Origin of the sequence: Alloalcanivorax mobilis (assembly GCF_002864685.1) — a bacterium.
GTDB classification, from domain to species: Bacteria; Pseudomonadota; Gammaproteobacteria; order Pseudomonadales; family Alcanivoracaceae; genus Alloalcanivorax; species Alloalcanivorax mobilis.
The window spans coordinates 1-21,772 of the sequence record NZ_NMQZ01000040.1; the positions used below are offsets into that span (position 1 = coordinate 1).

Annotated in this window: 18 protein-coding genes; 3 read left to right on the forward strand and 15 right to left on the reverse strand. The window is 64.5% G+C overall.

Annotated features, from left to right (window positions below; translation table 11 throughout):
* Positions 1-371: 371 nt before the first annotated feature.
* The gene (locus CGS25_RS15785; RefSeq protein ID WP_089032431.1) at positions 372-2,036 is read left to right on the forward strand and encodes an FMN-binding glutamate synthase family protein; all 1,665 of its coding nucleotides are present in this window, start codon (positions 372-374) and stop codon (positions 2,034-2,036) included.
* Between the two features lie 32 nt (positions 2,037-2,068).
* Here the strand turns inward: CGS25_RS15785 and CGS25_RS15790 are convergent, their stop codons facing one another.
* The 13 genes from CGS25_RS15790 to CGS25_RS15850 all read right to left on the reverse strand — a co-directional run bounded on the left by CGS25_RS15790 (position 2,069) and on the right by CGS25_RS15850 (position 16,294).
* A complete protein-coding gene (locus CGS25_RS15790; protein WP_101676049.1) occupies positions 2,069-2,365 on the reverse strand; it encodes a cytochrome C oxidase subunit IV family protein in 297 nt (98 codons plus the stop codon).
* Positions 2,366-2,367: 2 nt separating this feature from the next.
* Positions 2,368-3,027 carry a cytochrome c oxidase subunit 3 gene (locus tag CGS25_RS15795; protein ID WP_101676050.1) on the reverse strand — a complete coding sequence of 220 codons (660 nt, stop codon included), beginning with the start codon at positions 3,025-3,027 and terminating at the stop codon, positions 2,368-2,370.
* On the reverse strand, positions 3,011-4,624 hold the full coding sequence (gene ctaD / locus CGS25_RS15800; protein ID WP_089032428.1) for a cytochrome c oxidase subunit I: 1,614 nt from the start codon (positions 4,622-4,624) through the stop codon (positions 3,011-3,013). The genes CGS25_RS15795 and ctaD overlap by 17 nt, the downstream gene beginning before the upstream one ends.
* Complete coding sequence (coxB, locus tag CGS25_RS15805; RefSeq protein WP_198588826.1) at positions 4,621-5,601, reverse strand: cytochrome c oxidase subunit II; 981 nt, start codon at positions 5,599-5,601, stop codon at positions 4,621-4,623. Before coxB ends, ctaD begins: the two co-directional genes overlap by 4 nt.
* Positions 5,594-6,424, reverse strand: a complete 831-nt coding sequence (locus CGS25_RS15810) for an SCO family protein (protein ID WP_157933850.1) — start codon at positions 6,422-6,424, stop codon at positions 5,594-5,596. The genes coxB and CGS25_RS15810 overlap by 8 nt, the downstream gene beginning before the upstream one ends.
* The gene (locus CGS25_RS15815; RefSeq protein WP_157933851.1) at positions 6,421-6,825 is read right to left on the reverse strand and encodes a hypothetical protein; all 405 of its coding nucleotides are present in this window, start codon (positions 6,823-6,825) and stop codon (positions 6,421-6,423) included. Before CGS25_RS15815 ends, CGS25_RS15810 begins: the two co-directional genes overlap by 4 nt.
* Complete coding sequence (locus CGS25_RS15820) at positions 6,818-7,909, reverse strand: hypothetical protein (protein WP_157933852.1); 1,092 nt, start codon at positions 7,907-7,909, stop codon at positions 6,818-6,820. The genes CGS25_RS15815 and CGS25_RS15820 overlap by 8 nt, the downstream gene beginning before the upstream one ends.
* Positions 7,906-8,475 carry a c-type cytochrome gene (locus tag CGS25_RS15825; RefSeq protein WP_101676053.1) on the reverse strand — a complete coding sequence of 190 codons (570 nt, stop codon included), beginning with the start codon at positions 8,473-8,475 and terminating at the stop codon, positions 7,906-7,908. Before CGS25_RS15825 ends, CGS25_RS15820 begins: the two co-directional genes overlap by 4 nt.
* The gene (locus CGS25_RS15830; RefSeq protein ID WP_101676054.1) at positions 8,472-9,005 is read right to left on the reverse strand and encodes a DUF3341 domain-containing protein; all 534 of its coding nucleotides are present in this window, start codon (positions 9,003-9,005) and stop codon (positions 8,472-8,474) included. Before CGS25_RS15830 ends, CGS25_RS15825 begins: the two co-directional genes overlap by 4 nt.
* Complete coding sequence (nrfD, locus tag CGS25_RS15835; RefSeq protein WP_089032421.1) at positions 8,998-10,383, reverse strand: NrfD/PsrC family molybdoenzyme membrane anchor subunit; 1,386 nt, start codon at positions 10,381-10,383, stop codon at positions 8,998-9,000. The genes CGS25_RS15830 and nrfD overlap by 8 nt, the downstream gene beginning before the upstream one ends.
* Positions 10,380-13,403, reverse strand: coding sequence for a TAT-variant-translocated molybdopterin oxidoreductase (locus tag CGS25_RS15840; RefSeq protein WP_101676055.1), 3,024 nt, complete (start codon positions 13,401-13,403; stop codon positions 10,380-10,382). The genes nrfD and CGS25_RS15840 overlap by 4 nt, the downstream gene beginning before the upstream one ends.
* Complete coding sequence (locus tag CGS25_RS15845; RefSeq protein ID WP_101676056.1) at positions 13,391-14,062, reverse strand: cytochrome c3 family protein; 672 nt, start codon at positions 14,060-14,062, stop codon at positions 13,391-13,393. Before CGS25_RS15845 ends, CGS25_RS15840 begins: the two co-directional genes overlap by 13 nt.
* Positions 14,063-14,170: 108 nt before the next feature.
* On the reverse strand, positions 14,171-16,294 hold the full coding sequence (locus tag CGS25_RS15850) for a catalase (RefSeq protein ID WP_101676057.1): 2,124 nt from the start codon (positions 16,292-16,294) through the stop codon (positions 14,171-14,173).
* A 444-nt stretch (positions 16,295-16,738) separates the two neighbouring features.
* On the opposite strand from CGS25_RS15850, the gene sodC reads away from it, so the two are divergent.
* On the forward strand, positions 16,739-17,266 hold the full coding sequence (sodC, locus tag CGS25_RS15855) for a superoxide dismutase [Cu-Zn] SodC (RefSeq protein WP_255406644.1): 528 nt from the start codon (positions 16,739-16,741) through the stop codon (positions 17,264-17,266).
* A gap of 57 nt (positions 17,267-17,323) precedes the next feature.
* Here the strand turns inward: sodC and proP are convergent, their stop codons facing one another.
* A complete protein-coding gene (gene proP, locus CGS25_RS15860; RefSeq protein WP_089032416.1) occupies positions 17,324-18,808 on the reverse strand; it encodes a glycine betaine/L-proline transporter ProP in 1,485 nt (494 codons plus the stop codon).
* A 476-nt stretch (positions 18,809-19,284) separates the two neighbouring features.
* On the opposite strand from proP, the gene CGS25_RS15865 reads away from it, so the two are divergent.
* Positions 19,285-20,898, forward strand: a complete 1,614-nt coding sequence (locus CGS25_RS15865; RefSeq protein WP_232802446.1) for a serine protease — start codon at positions 19,285-19,287, stop codon at positions 20,896-20,898.
* A gap of 2 nt (positions 20,899-20,900) precedes the next feature.
* Here CGS25_RS15865 and CGS25_RS15870 read toward each other — a convergent pair whose 3' ends face one another.
* Entirely contained in the window at positions 20,901-21,719 is an 819-nt protein-coding gene (locus tag CGS25_RS15870) for a hypothetical protein (protein ID WP_089032414.1), read from the reverse strand.
* Positions 21,720-21,772 lie beyond the last annotated feature (53 nt).

Genomic DNA, 21,772 nt, shown 5'->3' on the forward strand with positions numbered 1-21,772 from the left:
GGCCAAACCCGAGCGCACAGGGACGTGCTCGTAGCGTGTCCCGGGCGGGGCCACCTTGTCCTCGATTCACCCTCAGAACACCGCCACCGCCCAGCGAACCCGATAACGCGGAACACTTTCCCGTCAATCCGCGATGAACCAAAAATTAGGGGGTAGTGGGCGCGATCTTGCGCTGCTCCACAAAAGTCTGACGTCCGAGTCTCCGTCGATCAAGCACGCGGAACTAGCGTCCGGCGTCTGGCGTCACGCGTCCGGCGCTCAATGTTTCGCCAGTTTTTACCGTTTAACCTTGGTGCCGGTGCGGGCTTTGCGCTAGCGTGATGAAAGCCGCGTTTCGCGGCAACGACACGTCATTAGGGAGAATTGCATTGATGTCCGGCACCACCTCCGGATTGGCCCGTTTCGGCTCTCTGCTGGCCGCCATCGCGCTGGCCCTGATTACCTCCACCGCACTGGTTCTTCATCCTCACATTGGCTGGTTGTGGCCGCTGGCCGGCGTGCTCTGGTTGCTCGCCGGTCTGGGTGTCTGGGATCTGTTCCAGCATCGCCACACGCTGATGCGCAACTATCCGCTGCTGGCGCACTTTCGCTGGATGTTCGAATTCCTGCGTCCTTTTCTGCGCCAGTACATCGTCGAGAATGATCGCGAAGGGCGGCCCTACAATCGTGATGAGCGCTCGCTGATCTATCAGCGCGCCAAGAACGCGGTGGATGCCAAGCCGTTTGGCACCGATCTGAATGTCTATGACGGCGACTACCAGATGGTGACGCACTCGATGGCGCCGCGCCCTAAAGCAAACGCGGATTTCCGCGTGCGCGTGGGCGGCGCCGCGTGCACACAGCCCTATGACGTGTCGCTGTTGAATGTGTCGGCGATGAGCTTCGGCTCACTGAGTGCGCCGGCCATCGAGGCGCTCAATCTGGGCGCCCGGCAGGGCGGCTTTTACCACGACACTGGCGAGGGCGGGGTCAGCCCGTATCACACCCGCCACGGCGGCGACCTGGTGTGGGAAATCGGCAGCGGTTACTTCGGTTGCCGGGACGATCAGGGCCGCTTTGACCGCGAACTGTTTAAAAAGCAGGCGCGCCAGGATCAGGTCAAGATGATCGAGATCAAACTGAGCCAGGGCGCCAAGCCCGGCCATGGGGGCGTGCTGCCGGCCGCCAAGATCACCCGGGAAATCGCCGACACCCGCAAGATCCCCATGCGTGAGGATTGCGTTTCGCCGGCCTATCACACCGCGTTCTCCACGCCGCGCGAATTGATTGAATTCGCCGCCTCGCTGCGCGAGGACGCCGGCGGCAAGCCGGTGGGCGTGAAATTGTGCGTCGGCCACCCCTGGGAGGTGTTGGCGCTGTGCAAGGCAATGCTGGAAACCGGCCTGCGGCTGGATTTTATCGTCGTCGATGGCGCCGAAGGTGGCACCGGCGCGGCGCCGGAGGAATTTTCCGATCACATCGGCATGCCGTTGCGCGAGGGCCTGCTGTTCGTGCGCAACGCTCTGGTGGCCACCGGCCTGCGCGGTGAGATTCGCCTGGCCGCCAGCGGTAAGGTGTACAGCGCCTACACCCTGGCCGCCAATCTGGCGCTGGGGGCCGACTGGTGCAATGCGGCGCGCGCTTTCATGCTGTCCCTGGGCTGCGTGCAGACCAAGAACTGCCACACCGACCGTTGCCCCACTGGTGTCGCCACCCAGAACCCGAGCCGCCAGCGTGGCCTGGTGGTGGCCGACAAAGCCCCGCGCGTGCGCAACTTTCATTTCCACACCCTGGAGCATCTCGCCGAACTGATCGCCGCCGCCGGTCTCGATCACCCCGGGGAGCTGCATCCCCACCACCTGTTTCACCGCCACAGCGCCACGGAAATGGTCACCCTGGATAAGCTGTATCCATTCCTGGCGCCCGACAGCCTGCTCACCGATGCGGATGCCACCCCTTATGCGGACTGGTGGCACGCCGCCGACCCGGACAGTTTCAAGCCGCGCCATACGGTGGGCCCTTCGCACCATAAGTCGGAGCTGGTGACGCCGCATTGAACGCCGTGTTGAACGCCGCATTGAAGCAGGCCCTAACGGGTCAGATAGTCCGAGAAACTCAACACGAACAAAAACACCACCCATAACAGGCTGGTGGCGGCAACCAGCCTCACCAACACGGCGCTGTCGCGCAGGCGCATGAAGATCAGCGCGATCGATGCCGCCATCAGAGCGGCCATGGCCAGGCGCAGGGGCACCGCGACGACGCCCAGGTCAAGCAGCGTGGAACCCATGTTGATTGCCAGGGCGGCCAACAAAAAAAGATACAGCGTAAAAAAGTGGCGGCGCACGCGGGCGTCCTTGGCGTTTGCTTGTGGCTTATCGGTCATGATCAGCGCCCCACCAGATACAGGCTGGTGTACACCAGCACCCAGACGATATCGACGAACGCCCAGTACAACCCGGCGATGCGCACCTGCCGGGCCACCCGGTGGCGGTCGCGCCAGCGGTAACCGGACACCAGAATCACGCCCATCGCTGACAACCCAATGATCATATGCAGTGCGTGCAGGCCGGTGAGCGTGAAGTAAAAGTTATAAAACAGCATGGCATGGATCGGGTCGGGGCCGTCGAACGCGAACGGCTGATCCAGAAACGGAATCAGGCCGGCCCGGTATTCGCTGTGGTATTCGTAGCCCTTGAGCGCCAGGAAAGCGAGGCCCAGCGCGATGGTCAGCGCCAACAGGCCGAGCGTGGCGCGGCGGTTGTTTTCCACCGCGGCCTGTTCCGCCAGGGCCACGGTCAGGCCGCTGGTGAGCAGCAGGGCGGTGTTGAAGCCGGCCAACAGCCAGTGCAGCTCGCCGGCGGCGGCGCTGAACGCCTCGCTGTACTGATGGTAATAGACCGAGAACGCCAGAAAGGCGCCGGAAAACAACAGCAGTTCGGTGACCAGAAACAGCCACATGCCCAGCAGGTCGGCGTCGAGCTGTTGATCGGCGCTCTCGAACTGGTGGGCGATGATCACGGTGGTGCGATTACTGCGGCTGGTCATAGGCGTAAGCCTCGTGTTCGACCCTTGGAACGCGAGCGAAATTGTGTACCGGCGGCGGTGAAGAGACCGTCCATTCCAGCCCGCGCGCGTCCCAGGGGTTAGCGCTGGCGCGGGCGCCGTAACGCAGCGACCAGATCAGGTAGAGCAACGGCAGCAGGTAGCCCACCGCGAGCAGGCCGGCGCCGGCGGACGAAAACACATTGAGCAGCTGGAATTCGTCGGCGTAGGCGTGATAACGGCGCGGCATGCCCGCCCAGCCAAGAATATACTGCGGAAAGAACGTCAGATTGAAACCGACGAACACGATGATCGCGGACACGCGCGCCCACATTTCCGGGTACAGCCGCCCGGTGATTTTCGGCCACCAGAAATGCAAACCGGCCATGTACGCCGAGACCATGCCGCCCACCATCACGTAATGAAAATGCGCCACCACGAAGTAGGTGTCGTGCATTTGCACATCCAGCGCCAGGGTGGCCACGAAGATGCCGGTGAGCCCGCCAATCAGAAACAAGCCGATAAAACTCAGCGCGAACAACATCGGCGCGTCGAAACGGATCTGGCCTTTGTAGAGCGTGGCGATCCAGTTAAAGATCTTCAGTGCCGAGGGCACCGACACCAGAAAGCTGAGCAGGGAAAACGCCACCCCGGCGTAAATCGACTGCCCGGAAACGAACATATGGTGCCCCCACACCAGAAAGCCAAACAGGGCGATGGCGAGAATCGAAAACGCCATGACTTTGTAGCCAAAGATCCGTTTGTGGGCGAAACAGGCGATGCACTCGCTGACCACCCCCATCGCTGGCAGCAGCATGATGTACACCGCCGGATGGGAGTAGAACCAGAACAGATGCTCGAACAGCACCGGATCGCCGCCCAGAGCGGGGTCGAAAATGCCGATGCCGAAGGCGCGCTCAATGCCCAGCAGCACCAGCGTCACCGACAGCACCGGGGTGGCCAGCACCATGATGACGCTGGTGGCGTACTGCGCCCATACGAACAGCGGCAGGCGAAACCAGGTGAGCCCCGGGGCACGCATTTTGTGCGTGGTGACAATAAAATTAATGCCGGTGAGAATGGAGGAAAAGCCGACGATAAACACACCGGTGGCGGCGGCCAGCACCGCGCCGTTGGAGAACATGGTGCTGTACGGTGTGTAGAAGGTCCAGCCGGTATCAATGCCGCCGGCCACCACCGCGGTCAGCGTGAACAGGCCGCCGAGAATAAACACATACCAGCTCAGCAGGTTCAAACGCGGAAACGCCATGTCCCGCGCGCCCAGCATCAATGGCAGCAGGAAATTGCCCATCGTGGTGGGGATCGACGGAATCAGGAAAAACCACACCATGACGATGCCGTGCAACGAGAACATCTGGTTGTAGGCGTTGTCGCTGAGCAGGTCGCCGGCCGGTGTCAGCAATTCCAGGCGAATCAGCGTGGCGGCGGCGCCGCCCAGGAAGAAAAACCCGGTGATGCTGATGAAATAGAGCCAGGCGATGCGCTTGTGATCGAGCGTCAGCAGCCAGCTCTTGAGCCCGTAACCGGCGTTCAGATAGCTGGCCGGCTCGGCGGCGTCGGTGCGGGATAGGGCGCTCATGGCGGATCGGTCTCCTGCTCGGTCAGGGATTGGATATAGGCGGTCAGTTTGAGCACGTCCGCCTCGCTGATCTGGCCTTGGAAAGAGGGCATGATCGCCGGGTAGCCGGCGGCCACCTGTTTACTCGGAAGCAGGATGGAATCACGGATGTATTGCGCGTCGGCGCGCACCGTGGTGCCGTTGGCCAGCGGCACCGGTTTGCCGTACAGACCGGCCAGATTCGGCGCATGCACCGACGAATCCGGGGCGTGGCAGCCACTGCAGCCATAGCTGCGAAACAAGCGCGCGCCGTCTTGCTCGGGAGTACGGGTCTGCCCCTGGCGATCCAGCCAGCCTTGCAGCGCCGGTGGCGACATCACCACCACTTCGCCGGTCATGCCGGAGTGCTGTAAACCGCAATATTCGGCGCAGAACAAATGGAAGCGCCCGACCTTGGTGGGCGTGAACTGCAACTCGGTGTAGGTGCGCGGTAGAACGTCCTGTTTGATCCGAAACGCGGGCACGAAAAAGCTGTGGATGACGTCCTGGGAGGTCATTCGCAAACGCACCGTCTGACCCACCGCCAGGTGCAGATCGTTGATCTCGCGCACGCCCTCGGGGTGCTGAAACTTCCACATCCATTGCTTGGCGATTACGTTGATTTCGCGCACGTTGCCGTCCGCCGGCGCGGGCGGGTCGTAAAGATCGAGATAGAGCACCGCGCCCCAGGCGAAGAACACCAGAAAGCCGACCAGCACCGGCACCGACCAGCCGATCTCCAGCCAGTGGTTGCTGTTCAAGCGCGCCGAAGGAGTGCGGTCGGCGCGTGAGCCGCGCCGGTAACGAATGCTGAACACCAGCAACAGCACGAACACCAGCAGCACCACCAGGCCGCAAGTCACCACCATGGCCCAGAACAGATGATCTACCCGCGAAGAAATCGAGGACGCCGCCTCGGGGAACATCAACAGTTGCCAGGGATCGCCCGCTTCAATCATCAGCTCGCCCTCCGTGCACACGGCGCCGCCAGAACAGGCCGCCAATCAGAATCGCCAGTAGCAGTACCGTGAGCAGGCAGGCGATATTGAGCACACGCAATACATCGAGGGTGTAGACCCCCTTGGCCGGATCGAAATGGAAGCAGCGCAAAACGATCTGGTCAGTGACCGATCCCAGCTCGCCCTTGGCGGCGTGGGTTAATGCCAATTGAAGATCGTGGCCATCGAACAGCAGGCCCAGCAGGTAGGAAGACACCTTGCCGGCGCCGGTGAGCACGGCCAGCCCGGCCGGGTGCGCGAACTGGCCGCTGGCGGCGTGGTACTGGTAGCGAAAGCCGATCGCCGCCGCCAGCTTGTCGATGGCGGCACGGTCGCCGGTGAGCACATGCCAGCGGCCGCCCCCGTCGCCGTCGTGGTAGCTCTGATCGAGCATGCGGCGGGCATGGGCGGCCTGCCGGGGGCCTTCGCCTGGGTCGATGCTGACGGTCACCACCTGGTAGTCCTCGCCGGGCCGATACTTAACGTCGCTGAGCTGGCTGCCGAGACGCCGCAGGGACAGGTCGCACAGATTCGGGCAGCTGTACCAGGCCAACTCCAGCAGGGTTGGTTTGCCATCGATCAATTGTGCCAGGCTCACTTTTTTCCCTTCGCTATTGGTGAAACGCAGTGCCAGCGGCACCTGGGCCCCGGGTTTCTGATCGACGCTGGCCTGGCTGAGCGCCTCATCCTGATTGGCGGCATGGCCGGCGGCACCGATCACGAGCAGGCACAGTAGCGCCTGGACCCGCGCCAGGCGGCTTAGCATTGCTCCCGGGCGCTTCATGGTTGCGCCTCGGAGTGATCATCATCGGTTCCCGGAGCGCGCTTGATGTAGAGGGTCATCGCTTCCTCGATCGGGATGTGCACGACGCCGGCGTCCCGGTCCACCCAGCCGTAGCGGTTCAGATCGGCGCTGCCGAGCGCACGCATGCGCTGCAGATCGTCGTCGGGGGATGCCTGCAGGCGGGCCGCATGCGGGTCCGCCAGGGGCAGCGAAAAGAACGCCGCCACCCGGGTGGAGAGCCGGGTGCCCTCGCGAAAGTGAAAGGCCAGGGCGATGCCGCCCAGCAGCACCGCCAGTAACGTCAGCACGGCAATCGCCGTGTACAGCGGCAGGCGCGGGCTGACATCGCGAGGCTCGTAGCCGGGTTGTGGGTGGCGGCTTGCTGAACGCTGCTCAGTCATGGAAGCGCTCCGCCGCCGGGCGCCGGGCTCGGGCGCGGTGAACATCGATCAACATCCATTGCACGGCGAACACCGCCACCAGCGCCACCGGCGCGCGCCAGCTCAGCGCCGCCGACGCCGGCGGGTAGGCGGGCAGAATCAGCCAGCCGAATTCAACGCAGTGACCGAGCAGCACTGTGGCCGCCAGGCCGGCCAGCAGCCGGCCCCGGCGTTTCGGCGCGGCGGGCAGCAGGGCGACAAAGGGCAGCACCGCGCACAGCAGCATCATCACCACCGCCATCGCGGCCCAGACCCCGGCGCTGCGATGAACGTACCAGCGGATTTCATGGGGCAGGTCGCCGCTCCAGATAATCAGATACTGGCTGAACGCCACGAACGCCCAGAACAGAATGGCGCACAGCCACAAGTGGGCCAGGTCACGGCGGGCGCCTTCCAGCAGCGGTTCACGGTCGCCGTGAATATAGACCCGCGGCAACAGCAGCATCAGCGCCGGGGCCATCGACAGCACCGAGCCCATGAAGATCAGGCCAACAATGTCCGAGTACCAGGTGGGCTCCAGGGACATCAGCCAGTCGAAGCTGAAAAAGGTCAGGGTAATGCCCCACAGCACCAGGCCGCCGGCGCTGGCGGAAGTCGGCCGGCTGATTTCCGCGCGCCACACGTTCAGGCGCACGGCCAGGGTCAGCCAGATGACCGCGTACAGGCCGAAGCGCAGATACAGGAAAGGCGCGTTGAGATAGAAACGCTTGGCCTCGACCACCTCGGGCAGCGGTGTGGCCGGTGCCACCCAGGCAAACACCAGGTCGGCGTTGAACAGCAGCGGCACGAACAGCGCCAGCATCACCGGCAGGGTGGCGATGGTGGCTTTCAGGGGCGCGCGCACCGGCTCGCCCCAGCGGCCGCCGGTGAGATTGTGCGTCATCAGCACCGCCATGGCGCCGAGCGGCAGGGCCAATCCGGTGACCGCCGCCACCAGCCAGACCGCCATGAAACCGCGCCCATCCAGGATGGCACCGAGCAGGGTCAACACGGCGGCGGTGGCCGCCACCACGCTGGGCAGGGACTTCGCGGACATCCTGCTCATGGTGGCGCCTCCCGAAGCCGTGGCCGGAGCGCCTCGGGCACGTCGTCGATGCGCGCGTTGCGGCTCAGCTGCAGGGCGCGAATATAAGTGACGATTGCCCAGCGGTCAGCGGGCCGGATGCGGCTGGCATAGGGATACATCACACCGTAGCCGTGGGTGATGACATCATAGAAATGGGCGTCGCTGGCCTGACGCAGGCGCGGCAGGTGATAGCTGGGTGGGGCCGGGAAGCCGCGCTGCACGATCACCCCCTGGCCGCTGCCGTTGCGGCCGTGGCAGGGCGCGCAGAAGATCTCGAACTGTTGCCGGCCACGGTGCAACGTTCCCCGGTTGATCGGTGCCGGGTTGTGGGTGGGCCGTTCATTCAGTGCCTGGTCGCGGTGCACGGTGCCTTCGGGGATCGGCCGCGCCGCCATGCCATCGGCGAAGCCGCTGTCGCTCTGGTAGGTGTCCAGGCGTGGCTGATTGGCCATGTCCGGTTGTTCGCAGGCGCTCAGCAACAGACTCAGCAGGATCAGCGCAGCCGCCGTGCCGGCGCGCCGGTGGCGGCAAGCTCGGAGCGTCATTGTGGCACCTCCCAGACGCGCAGCGCGCCCTGGTGCTCCAGCAGGGCGCGACCGCGCCGTGCATCGAAACGCGGATCGCTGCTCTGCAGGCACAGGAAGAAGCCATCCCGGGAGGCGTCGCTGAACTCCGCGATGTTGAACAAGGGGTGGTACGGTTTGGGAAAGCCGTTCAGCAACAGCATCGAGAACAGCGCCCCCAGGGTGGCGCCGACCATGCTCATGGCGAAGGTGACAATCACGTAAGCCGGCCAACTGACCACCGGTTTGCCGCCCACGTTGAACGGATAATCCAAGGAGGCGTACACCTGCAGCGCGAGCGTGGCGGCGCCGGCCAGCACCGCGCAGATCAGGGCGATCACCGGCACCCGGTGGTCCTCAATGGCGAGCGCTTCGGACAAGCCCTGCACGGGATGGGGCGAATAGGCATCCAGATGGGTGTAGCCGGCGCCACGCAGCGCGCGGGTGGCGAGCAGCAGGGTCTCGGTATCGGCGAAGCGAGCGAGCAAACCATGAATGCGAATTTCACTCATGGCTGCGCTCCCGCCGTGGGTTGCCCTTTGGCTGGCGGTGCCGGCGCCGGTGCAGCATGTCGCGCATGTCGTGCATGGAAATGGCCGGCATGAGTTTCATGAAAAGCAGCAACAGAAAGAAGAACACGCCGATGGAGCCGGCGTAGATCAACCAGTCCCAGCGGGTCGGGGTGACGGTGTCCCAGGCGCTGGGCATGTAATCCTTGTGCGTACTGGTGATAACGATCTGAAAACGTTCCAGCCACATGCCGATGTCGGCGATCAGCGCCAGACACAGCAAACCCGGCACGCTTTCGCGCAAACGGCGAAACCACAGGCCCTGGGCCAGCACCACGTTGCACAGGATCATGCCCCAGTAGTAGGGCGCATAAGGGCCGGTCCAGCGATCAAAGTAGACGCTGCGATAGAAGTCTTCGCCGGTGTAGAAGGCGGTGAAGATTTCACACATGTAGGCGTAATCGACCACCAGCACGAAGCACAGCATCATGATGCCGAGGCGGTTCAGATGCGCCCGGGTGATGACGTCCCGGAAGCCGAACAGGCTGCGCAGAATAATGGCGATGATGGCGGTGGTGGCGAAGCCGGAATAGAGCGCGCCGGCCACGAAATAGGGCGGAAAGATGGTGAAGTGGAAGCCGGGGACAATGCTCACCGACAGATCCATGGAAATGGTGCCGGTGACCGACACCACGATGGGCGCGGCGATTACCGCCAGCACCCGGTTGGCCTGCTCGTAGCGGGCCCAGTGCCGCGCCGAGTTACGCCAGCCCAGCGCCAGGGTGCCATAGAACAGTTGCTGAACACGGTGGCGGGCGCGGTCGCGCAGGGTGGCGAGATCGGGGAGCAGGCTCAGGTAGAGGAAACTCATGGTGAACAGCAGGTAGCTGCCGATGGCGAAAAAATCCCACACCAGTGGGCTGCGCCATTGTGGCCACAGATCCATGATGTTGGGATACGGCAGAAGAAAATACGCGAACCAGGGCCGGCCCAGGTGCAACAGCGGGTAGCTGCCGGCCAACACGATCGCGAACATCGCCATCGCCTCCGCGCCCCGGTTGATCGAAGCGCGCCAATCCTGGCGGGTCAGCAACAGCACCGCCGAAATCAAGGTGCCGGCGTGGGCGATGCCGATCCACCAGATCGTATTGATGATCGGAAAGCCCCAGGCCACTGGAATGTTCAAGCCAAAAGCGCCGACACCGACGCTCAACACATAGACCACGCCGGTCAGAAACAACAGCGAAAGCAACGCCGACAACAACAACGCCAGCCACCACGCCCGTGGCGCGCGGGCGGGCAACACCACGGCCGCCACCCGATCGGTGAGGGTGGCACTGTCCAGCCGTGCCGGTGCCAGGGGCGCGTCGTCGCGGGTCACGCCGGGCCCTCCTCGCCGCCCGCCGCGTCGTTGGCCTGCAGGGCGTCGATGGCCGGGTTGGGGTTGCGCACGCCGGCCAGATAGGTGGTCCGCGGACGGGTGTTGAGTTCCCCGAGCATGGCGTAATTAAGGGGGCTGGCCTTGGCGGTGCTGACCGCGCTGCGCGGGTCGTTGATGTCGCCAAAGGTGATCGCCTGGCTGGGGCACACCTGCTGGCAGGCGGTGGTGACTTCGCCGTCGGCGATGTCCCGGTTTTCATTGCGCGCCTGAATGTGCGCTTGATTGATCCGTTGCACGCAGTAGGTGCATTTCTCCATCACTCCGCGGCTGCGCACGGTCACATCCGGGTTGTGGGCGGCGGCCGGGGTGGCCAGCCCGGTGTCCTGCGCGGTGTAATGAAACCAGTTGAAACGGCGCACTTTATACGGGCAATTCTGCGAGCAATAGCGGGTGCCCACACAGCGGTTGTAGACCATGTCGTTGAGGCCTTCGCTGCTGTGCTGGGTCGCTTCAACCGGGCACACGTACTCGCAAGGCGCCTTTTCGCAATGCATGCACGGCACCGGCTGGAAGGTCATTCGTGGCGCGTCCGGCGCGCCGGAGAAGTAGCGGTCGACGCGCAGCCAGTGCATCTCGCGCCCGCGCATGACCTCTTCCTTGCCGACGATGGGAATGTTGTTCTCCGCCTGGCAGGCGGTGATGCACGCATTGCAGCCGAAGCAACTGCTCAGATCGACGCTGATGCCCCAGGCGTGCCCGGGATAGTCGTGTTCCGGGTACCGGGAGATTGGCGCTTCGCTGGGCGGTTGGGCGAAATCCGGTTGCAGGTGGAACTCTTCCAAGGTCGCTTCGCGAAGCACGTCGCGGCCCTCCATGGCGTGATGCTGCTGCGTACTGGCCAGCGGCCAGCGCACCTGTTCGCTGTGCAGGGTCAGGCCGCGCCGATCGTAGCCGCCTTCACTGGTCATCAGTTCGCTGGCGTTGACGCCCACGCCGTTGCCGACCCGGCCGGCCGCGCGGCGGCCCTGGCCAAGAAACAGGGTGACCGCGTCCGCTGGCTGCCCGGGTTGAATCCAGACCGGCACCGACAGCCGCTGGCCGGCCAGCGCCAGGGTCACTTTCTCGCCTTCGCGCAGCCCTCTCTTTTCGGCCAGGGCCGGGGCGATCAGCGCGGCGCCGTCCCAGGTCAGTTGCGTGATTGGTCGTGGCAGTTCCTGCAGCCAGCCGTTGTTGGCGTAGTGGCCGTCATGTAACACCGGGTCGGGGCGAAGTTGCAGAATCAGACCGTCGTCGCCGAGCCCGGTGACGGTGGCGGCAAGCGTACCGTCCTGCGCTGCCGGCGTGGGGGTACGCGCGGCGCTGGCGCTGTCTTCAAGCCAGCCACGCTGCAGTGCGGCGCGCCAGCGTGCGTCGAAATCGTGGTCGCCGAGCAGGCGCCGCCAGACGTTCCGGTGTGCCTGGCGGGCATCGCTCGGGGCGTCACCGGCGAAGCTGGCAAGCACCTGCTGTGCGGTAAAGCCGCCGAACATGGGCACGATGGTGGGCTGCATAAGCGCGACGCTGCCGTCGAAGGCGCGGGCGTCGTCCCAGCTTTCCAACGGGTGCGCCAGGGGCAAATGCCAAAGCGCCGCGCGCCCGGTTTCGTCCCGGTACTGGCCGCAGTGAACGGTGAAGGGCACGCGCGCCAGGCGCTGCTCGAACTGCAGCGAAGGCGGAGCGCTGTAGAGCGGATTGGTGCCCAGCATCAGCAGGCCATCCACGTTGCCCTGATCAATCGCTTCGCTGAGCGCGGTGAGATCGCCGTCGGCCTGGCCAAGCACTGGCTCGGCGTAATCGACGCTGGTGCCAATGGCGCCGAGCCGGTGATTGAGCAAATGGGTCAGAGCATGAAGTGACGCCGGCTGATGGTCGCCGGCGATCACCACGGCGTGAGCGCCGGCGTCCTCAAGATCGGCGGCGAGGGCGTCCAGCCAGGCCGGGTCGACTCCCGATGGAGTGGGCGCGTTGTTCAGGCCCGGCACGCCAAGGCGCGCGGCCAGCGCCGCCGCCACCGCGCTGATGCGATCGGCCTCGATGCCAAGTCGATGATCGCTGCTGGCGCCGGTGATGGTGGGCGTGCTTTCGATGCAATACAGGCGGTTGCGAATCGGCCCGCGCGGCGCTGGCCGACGCCCGCCGAACAGGGCGCGGGCATGGGCCAGTTTGGCGCCACCCTGGCCGAGGAGATCGGCGTCCAGAGTCAGCACCACCCGCGCTTGATGCAAACGATAACGCGGCTCCAGGGCTTCGCCGAACGCCTGCCGGGTCCCCTGGTACACAGCCTGACGGGAGACCGGCTGATGGCTGTACCAGCGCAGCCCCGGGTAGCGCTGACGCAGGCTCTCGATCAACGTCAGCTGGCTGGGTGAACTGACCGGTCCGGTCAACAGGCACAGGCGATGTTCGTCGCCGCCCCAGCGCGCCGCCCGGGCCCGCAGTTGCCGCAGAAAAACGTGGTAGCCGCTGGCGTTGCCCTGGTAATGCACCGCCTGGGAGCGGTCCGGGTCGTACAGGCCGAGAATCTCCGCTTGGGCGATGCTGTCGGTGGCGCCCAGGCTGGCCGGATGCAGAGGCAGCCCCTCGATCTTCACCGGCCGCCCTTCGAAGGTTTTGACCAGCACGCCACGGGCGTAGCCATCCAGCGTCAGCGCCGAGGCATACCAGCGCGGCTGGCCGGGGATCAGGTCTTCCGGGCGGCGGGTGTAGGGCGCGATCCGCTCCGCCGGTTGCGGTTTGCAGGCGCTCAGCCCGCCCAGCGCCAGCGACGCCGCCATCAGACCCAGCAGACCACGGCGGGAAACCCGCCCTTGCCACAGGGGCGCCAGACGTGGGAATTCTTCCTCCAGCAGTTGTTGAAAACCGGGCGCGTCGGCCAGTTCTTCCAGACTGCGCCAGTAAGGACGCCCGCGGCGGCCGGCTAATCTGCGGCGCAACTCGGCGATGTCGATATGATCGCTCTGGCGGGCAATTATTGATGGCATAGGCTGCAGTCCGTGAGACGTTCCGTGGTGGGGGTGTGATAGCGCGCCATCAGGCGTTCGCCATAGCGTTGGCGAGCTTCGGAGGGCACGCCGGCGGGTTGCCAGCCGATCTCGAACACCGCGTCCGGTGGTCGCAGATGCGGCGCCGGATTGCGGTGGCAATCCAGGCAGAATTGCATGAACAGGGTTTTCTTCTGGGTGGTCAGCGGCATTTCATCGACGCGCCCGTGGCAGGCCTGGCAAGGCACGCCATGGTTAACGTGGGCGCTGTGATCGAAATGCACATAGTCCGGCAGATCATGAACGCGTTGCCAACGCAGTGGCCGGTCGTTTTTGAGACTGTCGCGCACCGGCGCCAGCAGCCTGGCGTTGGTCCACAGTTGCGAGTGACAGGTCATACAGACCTCGCTTTCCGGGACGCCGGCGAACGAGGAATCCTCAACCGAAGTGTGGCAGTAGCGGCAATCCAGCCCCAGCTCGCCGACATGGTGCTTATGGCTGAACGGCACCGGCTGTGGCGGCGTGCGATCCACGCCGCTGTAGTAAGGCGAGCTGAAATAATGCGCCGCCAGACACACCGCTACGACCAGCAGCGCGGCGGCAATGATCAGCACTGTCCAGGCCAGGGCGTTGGCCCTGGGCCGAAAGACCTGTGGCATGGCTGGGCCCCATCCCTATCGTGCCGGGTCAGCGGTAAAAGAAGGGCCGCGGCGCGGCGCCGGGCCCGGTTATTATTCAACATGGCTGTTCACCGTGGCGCAGCGATATCAGGCCCGTTGCCAGCAGCGCAGCGCCCGACAGGTCTGAACAAAGCGGGCGGTGTCGGCCGGTTTTTTCAGTACCAGTACGCCTTCCGCATGCTCATCGTCGGGGCCGGCCCGCTGAACCAGGGCTTGCGCTTCCGGGCTGTAGCCGATGAATTTTTTATGCACCAGGGCATCGCTGATAAAGTCTCGCGCCGGCGGCATGCCCGCCAGCTCGGATGCGCCTTTTTTCGAGGCAAGCACGACCACCGCGTCGAACACCACGGAGGGCCCGCCGTCGATTTTTTCGTCGGCTTCCAACCAACTGCCGTCACTGAGTTCCACGCCGCCCACCGAAGGCGCCACGAAGGCCACCATGGCGCCTTCTTTCTCCGCGGCTTTCTTCAGCCCCTCGACCAGTGCCACATCGACGCCGTCGGTCACCAAAGCACCGATCTTGCGGCCTTTAAAGGTATTGGCGCTGTTCAGCAGAATGCTCAACGCCGGCGAGGCAGGCAGATCTTCACGGGTAGGCCGGGCAGCGTCCGCCGGGCGCGGCATGCGCTTGATGCGCAGATTGCCGGCCACGGTCTTCGCCAGCCCGGCGTCCACGTTCAACAAGTGCGAGACCATGCGTTCACGAATCGCCAGCGTTTCCACCTTGCTCAGTTCGAAGGTAAAGGCGTCGGCGATGTGCTGTTGCTCCACGTCGGTCTGGCTGAGGTAGAACTGGCGCGCCTGGCTGTAATGGTCGGCGAAGCTCTCCGGCCGCAACCGTGCCTTGGTGCCGGCCTCTTCGGCGGGCCAGCTCTGGAAGCCCTTTTTCGGGTCTTCGCGGGGGCCGCCTTCGGCGCCGCCCCAGGAGTTGGGCTCATAGTTGGCGCGCCCGCGAGGGTTTTCCATCGCCATGTGCCCATCCTGCTGCAGCGTGTGGAATGGGCATTTCGGGGCGTTCACCGGGATGTGCGTGAAGTTGGGGCCGCCGAGCCGCTTCAACTGGGTGTCCAGGTAGGAGAAGTTGCGGCCTTGAAGTAACGGATCGTTGGTGAAATCGATGCCGGGCACGATGTTCTGGGTACAGAACGCCACCTGTTCGGTTTCGGCGAAGAAATTGTCCACGTTGCGATCCAGCACCAGCCGGCCCACCGGCGTCACCGGCACCTGCTCTTCGGGAATGATCTTGGTGGGGTCGAGAATGTCGAACTCGAATTGCTCGGCGAACGCTTCATCGAAAATCTGCAGGCCCAGCTCCCATTCCGGGTAGTCGCCGGCTTCGATGGCGCCCCACATGTCGCGGCGATGGAAGTCCGGGTCCATGCCGTTGATCTTGAGCGCCTCATTCCACACCACCGATTGCATACCCAGCTTGGGCTTCCAGTGAAATTTCACATAGCTGGATTCACCGCGCGCGTTGACCATCCGGAAGCTGTGAACGCCAAACCCTTCCATGAAGCGCAGCGAACGGGGAATGGTGCGGTCGGACATGATCCACAACGCCATGTTCATGCTTTCCGGCGTCAGCGAGATAAAGTCCCAAAAATTGTCGTGGGCGGTTTGCGCCTGGGGAAAGCCGCGATCCGGTTCTTCCTTGGCGGCGTGGATCAGATCGGGAAACTTGATCGCATCCTGAATAAAGAACACCGGAATGTTGTTGCCAACGATGTCCCAGTTGCCTTCCTGGGTGTAGAGCTTGACGGCGAAACCGCGTACGTCCCGGGCCAGATCGCCGGAGCCCTTGCTGCCGGCCACCGTGGAGAAACGCACGAAGGCCGGCGTGCGCTGGCCCTTGGTTTGGAACAGGTCGGCGCGGGTCAGCGATTTGAGCGAATCGTAGGTTTCGAAAAAGCCATGGGCGGCGAAGCCACGCGCGTGCACCACCCGTTCCGGAATCCGTTCGTGGTCGAAATGGAACAGTTTCTCACGAAAATGAAAATCTTCCAGAGCGGCGGGGCCGCGTTCCCCAATGCGCAGGGTATTCTGGTCGTCGGCGACGGGCGTGCCCTGCTTGGTGGTTAAGGTAGGGACCTCGCCCCCGGCCAGCTGGTGGGTTTCACCGCCGTGGCCGCGGCTGATTTTCTGATCACCGATCTTGCTGTTTTTGCGGGTGCCGTTAGGGGTGTTGTTGGGTGCCTTTGCCTTCTTGGCCATGGGTGCCTGCCTCCTGCTGTTGGGTTCACCGCGGGTAAAGCCCGATCAAGACTAGGGCCGGGCGACGCGGCTTCACAACCCGTTCATCGGAGCGCGGAGGCGCCTGTTCGATCAAACGGGGTGAAGTCGAGGGCAGGGCAATTCCACATGACAGGGCCAAATCTTTTAATTGATAATAATAAGGAATAAAAACACGCCGGAAAGTGTGCCATGCCATTCTTTAGTGCGGGCTTTCGCAGGGTGGGTAGTGTTTTTTCATTAGCCTTTCCCATCAAAAAACCACAAAGGTAAAAATATAAAAAAAGCGCTGAAAAGTTCAACGGTTCGCCGCCCAGGGCGTGCTTCGGTGTCCGGGTAAGGTACAGTAAGGGAACGCCGGGACAGGCGTGCGCGGCGTACCCACGCGGCGTTTACACATTTCACGGACAGCGAAGGAGCATGTTCATGCAATTCCACCAGCGTATTTTGCTCGGTGTATTCGCCGGCGCCATGATCGGCGGCGCTCAGGCGGCCACCACCACCATTAACATGTACGCCGTGGACAGCGACGGCGTGAGCGATCCGATCGGCAGCATCAAGGCCGAGCAGAGCGAGTACGGCGTGGTGTTCACGCCGGATCTGAAAAATCTCGATGAAGGTCCGCACGGCTTCCATCTGCATCAGAACCCCTCCTGCGAGCCGGCCAAGAAAGACGGTGACATGGCCGCGGCGGTGGCCGCGGGTGGCCACTACGATCCGGACAAGGCGGGCCATCACGGCACGCCCTGGGGAGAGGGCCATCTGGGTGATCTGCCCGCGCTCTACGTCAACGACGACGGCCAGGCGGTGACGCCGGTGCTGGCGCCGAGGCTGGAGATGAGCGACCTGAAAGGGCGCGCGGTGATGATCCACGAAGGCGGCGACAACTACTCCGACCAGCCCAAACCGCTGGGCGGCGGCGGGGCCCGCGTGGCCTGCGGCATCATCAAGTAATTTCCCCACCCGGGGCTATGTCCCTCGGCCAACAATCTGGCGCCATCAGGCGCCGGATTACCCTCCCGGTGTCGAGGCCGGTGTCGATTGTTTTGGCGCGGCCGGCTGTTGTTCCCGCATCTCCGCCACGATTTCCCGGGCTTCCGCCCGCGAGGCCGCCGCCGGCGGCGAGCCCTGCAACGGCTGGCGCGCGCTTTCGTCGCTGTACCAGATCGCCACGAACCCGACCAGCGAGGCGAGCATCAGATAAAACGCCGGCATGTAATGATCGCCGCTGGTGTCCACCAGCCAGGTGGCCAGCAGTGGCGCGGTGCCGCCAAACAGCGCGGTGGACAGGTTATAGGCGATCGCCAGACCGCCATAACGGATCGCGGTGGGAAACAGCGCCGGCAGGGTGGAGGCGACGATACTGAGCAGGCACACCAACAGCACGCCGAGTACCAGCAAGCCGCCGAACACCCACAGCAGATCGCCGCTGCCGATCAGCATGAAACAGGGCACCGACAGGAAAAAGAACCCCACGCAGGCGGTGATCCAGATTGGCCGCCGCCCGATGCGGTCGGACAGCGCGCCCACGAACGGGGTAATCACCATCATGCACAGCATCGCGACCACCACCACGAACAGCCCCCCGGTTTCGCTGTAGCCCAGCGTGGCGGTGAGATAGCTGGGCATGTACGAGAGCAGCATGTAATCGGCGATGTTGAGCATGAACACCAGGCCCAGGCAGAGCAGCATCGGCCGCCGGTTCGCGCTGAGAATATCGCGCAACTGCTGGTTGATGGGGGCGCCCTGTTCGCCGCTGTGTTCCTTGAGTTGCTGCCGGAATGCGGGTGTCTCTTCCAGCTTCAAACGCAGATACAAGCCCACCAGGCCGAGCGGGCCGGCGACCAGGAAAGGAATGCGCCAGGCCCAGGCGTGCAACGCGTCGCTGCCCAGCCACCAGGTCAGGCCGTTCACCAGGCCGGCACCGAGCACGAAGCCGCCCAGGGTGCCCACCTCAAGCCAACTGCCGAGAAAGCCGCGTTTCCGGTCCGGTGCGTATTCGGCGATGAAGGTGGCGGCACCGCCGTATTCACCGCCGGTGGAGAACCCCTGTACCAGGCGTGCCAGCAACAGCAACAGCGGTGCCCAGACACCGATGCTTTCATGGCTGGGGATCAGCCCGATGCTGAAAGTGCTGATCGCCATCATGATCATGGTCGCCGCCAGCACCTGCTGACGGCCCACCCGGTCGCCCAGCGGGCCGAAAAACAGCCCGCCCAGCGGTCGCACCAGAAACGCCACCGCGAACGCGCCGAAGCTGTACAGAAGCTGGACCTGGGGGCTTTCCGAAGGGAAGAAGACCGCCCCCATCACCGCCGCCAGATAACCGTAGATGGCGAAATCGAACCACTCCATGGCGTTGCCAAGCGCGGCGGCGCCGACCGCCCGTTTGAGCACGCTGGTATCGATGATGGTGACGTCGTCCACGGTAACAGGTCGACGGGTGAAATGGCGGGCCAGGCGCGAGGTCCGGGCGTTGCTGGAACTGGATGGCATGGGCGATTCCGGGCTGCTACGGAAAAAGGGGTCGAGGACCGCACCAGCAGCAATACCCGCTCGTGCCGTGTTTATCAAGTTTGTTGCCCTTTTGCCCGCCATCGGACGCCTGCCGCCGGACGCCTGTCGCCGGACGCCGGACGCCGGACGCCAAACGCCAAACGCCAAACGCCGACATAAGACCCCATCACCCAAGGCATTGCGGCGACGCAATGAGCCTTTGCGTCCAAGCGGCCTGCTTGGGGGGTAAGCGTCCGCCGTCCGACCCGTTCTTCTAACGCGCCACCGGCGGCGCGGATGTGCGTCGGTGCACGGCATCGGGCAAACCTTTGTCACACTTTTGACTGATATCAATGTGATATCAAAAGAGTAGGTTGTTTTTGTCATTTGCCGTTCAATAGTATGGCCTCCGGTACGAATAAGGTATTACAACCGGGGGATCAATGGGCATCGCAACTCTTTTCAAAGCACTTTTAATGGCGTGTTTACTGGCTTGGAGCGCCATCGCGGTGGCTTCGGACATGGCCACGCCGAGAATCATTGGCGGGGTGAGTGTGGGCGAAGCCCGTCCCTGGATGGCGGAGCTGGAAATCAGCCGTTCCGGCGACCCGCGCCAGGGTGCCACCTTGTGCGGCGGCACCCTGGTGGCGCCGGCCTGGGTGCTGACCGCCGCCCATTGCGTGCGCACCAGCGACGGCGCAACGCAATCGCCGGCGGTGCTGTTTGTCTCTTTGGGGCATCTGGATCGCACCCGCGATGCGCCGGAGCGGCTGGCGGTGCGCGCCGTGCACGTGCACGAAGGCTACCGGGGCGATGTCTATCACAACGATCTGGCTCTGCTGGAGCTGGCATCGCCCTCCGGGCAGAGGCCCCTGGATCTGGCCAAGGCCGCGGAAATGCGCGCCCTGGAAAGCAGTGACACCGCTGACGCGTTGCTGGCGCTGGGCTGGGGGCGCACGGAGAACAGCGCGCTCTCCGACACCTTGCAGCAGGCGGCACTGGATTATGTTTCCCCACAGCGCTGCGCGCGCTATTGGAACAACCTGGGCAGTGGACAGCTTTGCGCGGTTGACCCGGCCGCCACCCGGGACACCTGCCGGGGAGACAGCGGCGGGCCGCTGATCTATCAAAAAGACGGCCACGCCTGGTTGGCCGGCGTGACCAGCTATGGCACCGAGCAGTGCGCCAGCGGCGCCCCGGCGGTGTACACCCGGGTGAACCGCTATCTGGATTGGATCGAGCGCACTTCGCGGGGCGCGATGGTGGATCTGGAAAGCCTCAGTGAGGCGGACGCGCTGTACGCCGGCATCGGCGAATCGATCGTGCTGCAATCCCGCATCACCAACCTGAGCCTGGTCAACGGCGCCGAGCGGGTGGGCCTGCGGCTGTTCCACGACGCCGGGCTGCGGGTGCGCGCCGACGATCTCGGCTGCCGGGCCGGCGACGGCTACAGTGATTGCAGCGGTGGCGATTCCGTCACGCTGGGGGCCAGCAGTGGCAGCCAGACGCTGCGGCTCAGCGCCGCCGGGGGTGGCCGCTATGCCAGCCAGATCCGGGTCACGCCGATCAGTGACAGCCACGACTACTACAGCGCCGACAACGAGACGTTCCAGGCCGTGTTCAGCGATCTGCCCGACTTGGCGGTGCAGGCATCGGTGGCGCTGGCCGGCGACGATGTGCGGCTTCAGGCGCGGGTCAGCAACCGGGCCACGCACCGCGATGCGCATGGGGTATGGGTCAGTGTGCTGTTGCCGGCCGGCTGGGATTGGCGAACCTTGCCGGCCGGTTGCGTGGGCACGCGGCCGATACGCTGCGAGCTGGGCGATCTGGCCCGTGGGCAGAGCCTGACCCGCACCCTCACCCTGAGCGGGGCGGGCGCTGGCCGGGTGCAGGTGGACGGCGGCGGCCGGGAGGGGGATTTCCCCACCGGCGACACCCGCGCGTTCGCCAACCCGGCCAGCGCGGCGACGGAGGCCCCCCGCGCGCAGAATGACGGTAGTGGTGGCGGCGGTGGTGGCGGTGGCGCCAGCGGGCTGTGGTTGCTGGCGGCGTTGTCGGGTTTATGGGTACGGCGCCGGGCGTACGCCTGACCTCAATCGACCAGCGAGAGGTGCCGTTCCGGCTCGGCGGCCAGGGCGCCGGCATTGCCCTTCCAGGGAATGGCGGTGAAGCCGGCGGGAATCTGTTGCAGCAAAAACGGCACTTTGATCACATCGAAGTAGGGCGAGTGATCGAAATCGGCGGCATGGAACACACGCGGTTGCAGCCGCAGCAAGCGCGAGCCATTGCTCGCCTCCTTGACCAGCGGGTGCACCGGGAACTGAATAAAAGCGAACGCCTCGCCGGCGGTGGTGCCGGTGATCACCCGCAACAGATCGTTGGCCCAATGGTTGAACAACCGCCGGCGCCAGGAGCGGCCCAGTAACCGCCAGGGCAGCAACCAGAGCAACGCCAGGGCACTCCAGGAGTGCTGCGAGCCGCTGCCCAGGCGGCTGATGGCGAAGCGCAGGGCGTCCTGGCGTTCTTCGGCGGCCAGGTTCTGTGCCCGGCACACGCGCAGATGCAAGCCATCCAGATGACTCAGATCGCGCACCCGCAAGCCCCGCTCCAGGCTGGCATCAAGCACCAGCTGGGTGTCCGGCTCGCAGGGCAGGTAGTCCGCCAGCAGGGCCCTGAGCGCCGGGTCGGCCAGGTCATGAGGGCGGCCGATATAAAGCAGTGCGCGCGAAAAACGGCTGGTGGAGATCATCTTCAGGCGCTGGTCCAGGCGGCTCTCGCCGTCCACCAGCAGCACGTCACAGGGCTGCAGCCGGGCGCGCTGGGTGGCGAGGTCGCCGAGCGGCCAGTCCTTGCTTTCCGGCTGGCGCTGAAGACGTTCAGCGAGCCATTCGTAGAGTCGTTGAGGGTTCATGGAATCCGGCGGTGATGAAAGAAATGCCCGGCGCGGTAGGCCGGCCGAGCAGG